Annotated in this window: 5 protein-coding genes; 2 read left to right on the forward strand and 3 right to left on the reverse strand. The window is 51.3% G+C overall.

Annotation, left to right across the window (positions count from 1 at the left end; genetic code table 11):
• Positions 1 to 125: 125 nt before the first annotated feature.
• Complete coding sequence (locus AKG43_RS10165; protein WP_054600450.1) at positions 126 to 902, reverse strand: exodeoxyribonuclease III; 777 nt, start codon at positions 900 to 902, stop codon at positions 126 to 128.
• 171 nt (positions 903 to 1073) lie between these two features.
• Complete coding sequence (locus AKG43_RS10170) at positions 1074 to 3587, reverse strand: TonB-dependent siderophore receptor (RefSeq protein WP_054600447.1); 2514 nt, start codon at positions 3585 to 3587, stop codon at positions 1074 to 1076.
• Positions 3588 to 3828: 241 nt separating this feature from the next.
• On the opposite strand from AKG43_RS10170, the gene pyrE reads away from it, so the two are divergent.
• Together pyrE and AKG43_RS13400 are read left to right on the forward strand one after the other, a co-directional pair.
• Positions 3829 to 4470: an orotate phosphoribosyltransferase gene (pyrE, locus tag AKG43_RS10175; RefSeq protein ID WP_054600451.1), complete on the forward strand. Its 642-nt coding sequence runs from the start codon at positions 3829 to 3831 to the stop codon at positions 4468 to 4470.
• A 161-nt stretch (positions 4471 to 4631) separates the two neighbouring features.
• A complete protein-coding gene (locus AKG43_RS13400) occupies positions 4632 to 4763 on the forward strand; it encodes a lipoprotein signal peptidase (protein WP_082403060.1) in 132 nt (43 codons plus the stop codon).
• A 54-nt stretch (positions 4764 to 4817) separates the two neighbouring features.
• Here the strand turns inward: AKG43_RS13400 and gdhA are convergent, their stop codons facing one another.
• Positions 4818 to 6161: an NADP-specific glutamate dehydrogenase gene (gene gdhA, locus AKG43_RS10180; RefSeq protein ID WP_054600448.1), complete on the reverse strand. Its 1344-nt coding sequence runs from the start codon at positions 6159 to 6161 to the stop codon at positions 4818 to 4820.
• Between the last annotated feature and the right edge of the window lie 153 nt (positions 6162 to 6314).

Consider the following 6314-nt stretch of genomic DNA (forward strand, 5'->3'; position numbering starts at 1 on the left):
GCGGCGCCTATTCCATGCCTGTTTTAAAGGGTTTCTGCATCCGAATATAACGGAAATTATTTTAGGAAGAAACCGTAATCAGACAAAAGCCGTCTGAAATGTTTCAGACGGCCTCACTACAACGCTTATATCGAATAATCATACGCCACCACCAGCGGCGCATGGTCGGAGAATTTTTCTTCTTTATACACATGCGCTTCCACCGCTTTGGCCGCCAGATCAGGCGTTACCATGTGGTAGTCGATACGCCACCCCACATCCTTTGCATACGCCTGCCCGCGGTTGCTCCACCAAGTGTAGCCGGGCACTTCGGGATACAGCTTACGCCACATGTCCACCCAGCCCAATTCGGCAATCACTTTGCCTATCCATGCGCGTTCTTCCGGCAGGAAACCCGAATTTTTCTGATTGCCTTTCCAGTTTTTCAAATCGATGTTTTGATGGGCGATATTCCAATCGCCGCACACTACGATATCGCGGCCTTCCGCTTTCATTTCCGCCAGCATGGGGTAAAACGCGTCTAAAAAACGGTATTTCAACTCTTGGCGTTCGGGCGCACTGGTACCGCTGGGCAGATAAAGCGAAATCACGCTCAATTTACCGAAATCGGCACGCACGAAACGGCCCTCGCTGTCGAATTCTTCAATGCCCATGCCGATTTGCACATTGTCGGGGCGTTGCTTGCTGTACACCGCCACGCCGCTGTAACCGCGCTTTTCGGCGCAATGCCATACGCCGTGCATACCGTGCGGATTTTTCATATCGTCCGACAAATCCGGCTCTTGGGCTTTCAATTCCTGCACGCACACAATGTCGGCACCCGAAGCGGCGATGTATTCGTGAAAGCCTTTTTTATAAGCGGAACGGATGCCGTTAACGTTGGCTGAGATGATTTTCAACATGATTTTTAAATATGAAGTGAAGAAAAACCGCATTGTACCTGAAATGCTTTTCAGACGGCCTCGGTATTACACAACGCCTTTGAAACGGAACGCCAATCAAAATACCGCCCCTGCCTGTTAGTTCCGGCAAGGGCGGCACAATCACTACCTATGGAATCAGGTTACGATCCGTTACCAAGAATATTTCGCCCCCAGCCAGAATTGGCGGCCGATTTTATACGACACGTCGCGTTTTTTCTCCTGCCATTCGGGGGTATAAACTTTTTTGCCGACGATTTTGCGGTTAAACACGTTCAACACGTCCAAATTCACTTCCACCTTTTTCGTTTTCGCCAGCGGTTTTGCCCACGAGAAATGCCAGTCTGCCATCAGCGCGGAATTGTATTTGATTTGGTCGAACTTGCTCAGGTTGCCGACATAACCTTGGCAAAGCCGCGCGCGTTCGGGGGTGCAGCGGATGTTTTCCTGCGTGTATTCCACCGTGCCGGGCGAATAACGCCAGCGTTGCGTCCAGGTGAAATACCACTTGGGCACGGCGAGTTCGGTTTCGATAAAGGCGTTCCACGGCTGGTTGAAATCCATTGCGGGCAGGTTGTCGGGATCTTTCAGCTTGCCGTCCACCAATACTTTTTTCACGTTCCATTCGCTCCAATCGTAGCGTTGGAACGTGCCGATTTGGTTGGAGCGGCGTTTGTTGTAATCGGCACCCGCCCGCCAACTGAGCAGGGTCGGGCCGAGCGTCCACGGGCGGTTCAGGCCAGCGGAAAAGCTGAAGGTGTCGTTGTCGGAACGGCCGGTATTGGCCAGCACGCGGTAGGTTTGGCCGCTTTCATCGGTTTTTTCTTTGGTTAAAAACTGGTTGCGGCTGTTGCGGCGCACCCATTTCAACTGCCATTCGCTGTTGCCGATATGCTGGCGCAGGCCCAGATTCCATTCGTTGCTGTACGGCGTTTTCAAATCGCTGACGTCGTAACGCGGTTCTTTCAATTCGCGCGATGTCCACGGATCATCTATCTCGAAGCGGTCGAAATTGCGTTGGAACACATGGGCGCTGCGCAATTTGTAGGTCAGCATTTCGCTGCCGTAATAACGGTTGGCTCCGCCGAACACATGCAGTTTGGCCGCTTTCAACGGCAGGCGGTAATCGAATGCAAACCGCGGTGCGATGTCGGTATTTTTCAGAAAGCCGTTGTAATCCAAGCGGATGCCCGGCTTCAAACGCAGATTGCCTTTTTCGATATCGTCTTCAAGATAAAGGGAGAGATTATGCGTGCCTACTTTGATGTTGGCCGGATAGTTGTAGGCATAGCCGGTGAAGAACTGTTCGCCCGGAATACATTCGGAGCAGTCCTTACGGTCGGTCATCCTCGGGCCGCCGTAAATAATGGTGGGCTTTTTGCGCTCAAAGCCTTTATCGGCATATTCCGCCTCCCACCCTGCGTTGAAGCGGTGCTTCCAACCGCGCCAATCCGCTTCGTTAAACTCGAAATGCTGTTGCAGGTTGATATGCTTGCCAAACGAACGGCTGGTGCCGATGCCGCCCACGGCCGCTTCATCCACTTCGGGATGGGTTGTCCAGTTTATCGACGGCGTGTCGTCGTTGTAGCGGTATAAATTGTCTTGATCGTAGGCGGTTTTTTCTTCGGTGCTGCGGTAGCTCAATTTGGTCTGCATCCTACCGAAACCGGCGTAGCGTTCCCAATCCAAATCAAAACGCCAACCGCCGCCGCTGTTGGTAAAGCGGCCGTCTTTATAGTTGGCCGGATGATAAGTGGCATAGTGCGGCGAATATATCACCGTTGCCGACAGATTGTTATCGTCGTCGATACGGTGCGCGCCCCGCAGCAAAAAGGTTTCGGCCAAACGCCTTTGCTTGGTCGACTGTTTCAGATGCTGATGGAAAAAAGGAATCGAAGAGCGCTGGCGGCTGTACGAAAACAGCACCGCCGAATCTTTGCCCACAGGTTGGTTTACCGTGAGAGTGGATTCATGTTTAGTAAATTTCGGCTGCGTGTTGGACGACTGCGCCTCGCGGTATTCGTCGGCATACAGCGGGTCGATATAATGATGCGTCCAAGTATGGCGCGTGGTGCGGTACGACAGGCTGCCGAATGCTTTTTCTCTGTTTGCCTTGATTAAATCGGCATCCACCACGCCGCCGGTAAAGCGGCCGTAGCGGGCGGAAATATTGCTGTCTTTCACCTTAATGTTTTCCACCAGCGAAGGGCTGATCCAAAACGCCTGCGGATGGCCTGCAGGCAGCGCGCCTACCGTGTGCGAATTCACCGTATCCGCATCCAACTGCGTATCGGAGCCGTTGTGCGCGGGGTTGAGATTGCTGTCGTTGCTCACGCCGTCTATTGAAAAACGGTTGTTGTAAAACTTCTCGCCATGAAACGAAATATTCGGCGGCGCAATTTCGCCGGCACTGTCGGCCGTGCCTTCGGTATTGGAAAACTGCACACCCGGGCTGGTGCGCAACAAATCATTGATGGTGCCGTTGCCTTTAGGTGTGTCGGCGATTCTTTTTTGATTCCACACATTCCCTTCCGACTTGGCGGTGTAACGCTCTCCTTTCACCACAACCGTATCTAAAACCACTTCTTCTTTTCGGACAGGCTCCGCCGACAACACCGAAGGAACAAACACCAACGACACGCCCAAAGCTATTTTTGTTTTTTTCATCTTCCGACTCTCAATTTACAAAATGTTATACCATAACAATTATACGTAAACTTCTGTTATTGAGAAAAGAAAATTGAAGCATTAAGCTGTGTGGTAATTTTGCAAAAACTGCTTACGAAACACCTCAAAGATGCTGCAGCAATATTTGCCGATGCTTGCGGTTTTATTTCAGACGGCCTGTTGCCGCCTGCTTCCTTCGGCTATAATCGGCTTTATTTTTCTGCTGGAAAGAACCACAAAAATGTCCGATTTCCGTCAAGATTTCCTCAAATTCGCACTTGAACAAAACGTTTTGAAATTCGGCGAATTCACCACCAAAGCAGGCCGTCAGTCGCCTTATTTTTTTAATGCCGGTTTGTTTAACGACGGCGCGTCCACTTTGGCGTTGGCCAAATTTTATGCACAGGCGATTATCGAGAGCAAAGTCGAATTCGATATGCTGTTCGGCCCTGCTTATAAAGGCATTATTTTAGCGGCGGCCACCGCTATGATGCTGGCCGAAAAAGGTGTGAACGTGCCGTTTGCCTACAACCGCAAAGAAGTGAAAGACCACGGCGAGGGCGGCGTGTTGGTGGGTGCGCCGCTCAAAGGCCGCGTGTTGATTATCGATGATGTGATTTCGGCCGGCACGTCGGTGCGCGAATCGGTTAAGCTGATTGAGGCGGAAGGCGCAACGCCCGCAGCCGTTGCAATTGCACTCGACCGCATGGAAAAAGGCACGGGCGAACTTTCCGCCGTGCAGGAAGTGGAGCAGCAATACGGACTGCCGGTGGTGTCGATTGCCAACTTGCGCGATTTGCTGGCTCTGCTGGAAAACAACGCCGAATTCGGGACTTATCTGGAGCCGGTGCGCGCTTACCGCGAGCGTTACGGCGTGGCTTGAAGTTGATATACGAAAAAACCGCTGATGCCATTTGCCTCAGCGGTTTTTTATTTATATTCAATCAACTTATTTTTAATACAAGGTCAACACCGTAGTCAAAATTAAGCTGATCGACTATATAACACTCCAACCGTAAAGGCCGAGACCTTTGTACCCCCCATCTGCGGCGCATTTCTGCGTTGTGCGCTGCCCGCTCGTTTGCCTATCTGTATGATATGTCTGCACTCGCTGTGCTGCTACGCCTTGAACTGCATCCGCATCTGAGGGTTTTACAAAGGTATCAGGCCGTCTGAAAAACAGGTTTTCAGACGGCCTTTATAATTAAAGCGTTATAAAACGGTTAATGTTTATACCACGCCTTGAGCCAACATGGCTTCTGCAACTTTCTTGAAGCCGGCGATGTTTGCACCGTTCACATAGTTTACATAGCCGCCGTCTTCGGTGCCGTTGGCCACGCAGTTTTCGTGGATGCTTTCCATGATGCCGAACAGACGTTGGTCGACTTCTTCGCGCGTCCAAGACAAGCGGATGTGGTTTTGGCTCATTTCCAAACCCGAAGTGGCTACGCCGCCCGCATTGGAAGCTTTACCCGGTGCGTAAAGGATTTTGGCTTGAACAAAGGCTTCAACCGCCCCCAAAGTAGAAGGCATGTTGGCCCCTTCCGCCACGCAGAAGCAGCCGTTTGCCAAAAGGGTTTTGGCATCGCTTTCGTCCAATTCGTTTTGGGTGGCGCAAGGCAAGGCCACATCGCAAGCCACGCCCCACGGTTTTTGATCCGCAAAGTATTGCAAGCCTTGCTCTTGGGCATATACCGACAAACGCTCGCGGCGCACTTCTTTCAGTTCGATCAAGGCGGCCAGTTGGGCTTCGGTCATACCGCTGTCGGGGAAGAGTACAAAGCCGTTGGAGTCGGAAACGGTCAGCACTTTCGCGCCCAATTGGATACATTTTTCGGCAGCGTATTGCGCTACGTTGCCCGAACCGGAAATCAGCACTTTTTTGGCCGCCATGCTGTTACCTTTGGTTTTCAACATGCTGTCGGCGAAATAAACGGTGCCGTAGCCGGTGGCCTCGGGGCGGATCAGGCTGCCGCCGTATTGCAGACCTTTGCCGGTCAGCACGGAAGTGAATTCGTTGCTCAGTTTTTTGTATTGGCCGAACAAAAAGCCGATTTCGCGGCCGCCCACGCCGATATCGCCGGCGGGTACGTCGGTATCCGCACCGATGTGGCGGTAGAGTTCGCTCATAAAGGCTTGGCAGAAACGCATCACTTCGCCGTCGCTCTTACCTTTGGGGTCGAAATCGGAACCGCCTTTGCCGCCGCCCATCGGCAGGGTGGTTAAGGCGTTTTTAAACACTTGTTCGAACGCGAGAAATTTCAACACGCCCAAATCTACGGTGGGGTGGAAACGCAGGCCGCCTTTGTAAGGGCCGATAGCGGAGTTCATTTGTACGCGGTAGCCGCGGTTGACTTGAACTTGGCCTTTATCGTCAACCCAAGATACGCGGAACATAATTACACGTTCGGGTTCTACGATACGCTCGAGCAGGCCGTGTTCGGTGTATTTGGGATTTTTTGCCAAAAACGGAGCAAGGCTGCCGAACACTTCTTCAACGGCTTGGTGGAACACGGGCTGGTTGGGATCGCGTTGCTTGATCTTTTCAAACAGGCTGTTCAGATTCGCTGACATCGTTGTTCTCCAAAAGTAGTGGTTTAAAAATGAAACGGTTAATAAATTTTATGGTTTGCTAATATAAACTTGTTCAGTTCGTTTGCCAAGAAAATTTTTGTAAAATTGTTGACATTATTTTTTTTGTATTTTTTATTTTTAGATTTTTTATCT

Origin of the sequence: Neisseria sp. 74A18 (assembly GCF_001308005.1) — a bacterium.
GTDB lineage: Bacteria > Pseudomonadota > Gammaproteobacteria > Burkholderiales > Neisseriaceae > Neisseria > Neisseria dumasiana.

Excerpts from the sequence above, each read along its gene's own strand:
- AKG43_RS10165 (WP_054600450.1), bottom strand. The coding sequence starts at position 902 with ATGTTGAAAATCATCTCAGCCAACGTTAACGGCATCCGTTCCGCTTAT.
- AKG43_RS10170 (WP_054600447.1), bottom strand. The coding sequence starts at position 3,587 with ATGAAAAAAACAAAAATAGCTTTGGGCGTGTCGTTGGTGTTTGTTCCT.
- pyrE (WP_054600451.1), top strand. The coding sequence starts at position 3,829 with ATGTCCGATTTCCGTCAAGATTTCCTCAAATTCGCACTTGAACAAAAC.
- gdhA (WP_054600448.1), bottom strand. The coding sequence starts at position 6,161 with ATGTCAGCGAATCTGAACAGCCTGTTTGAAAAGATCAAGCAACGCGAT.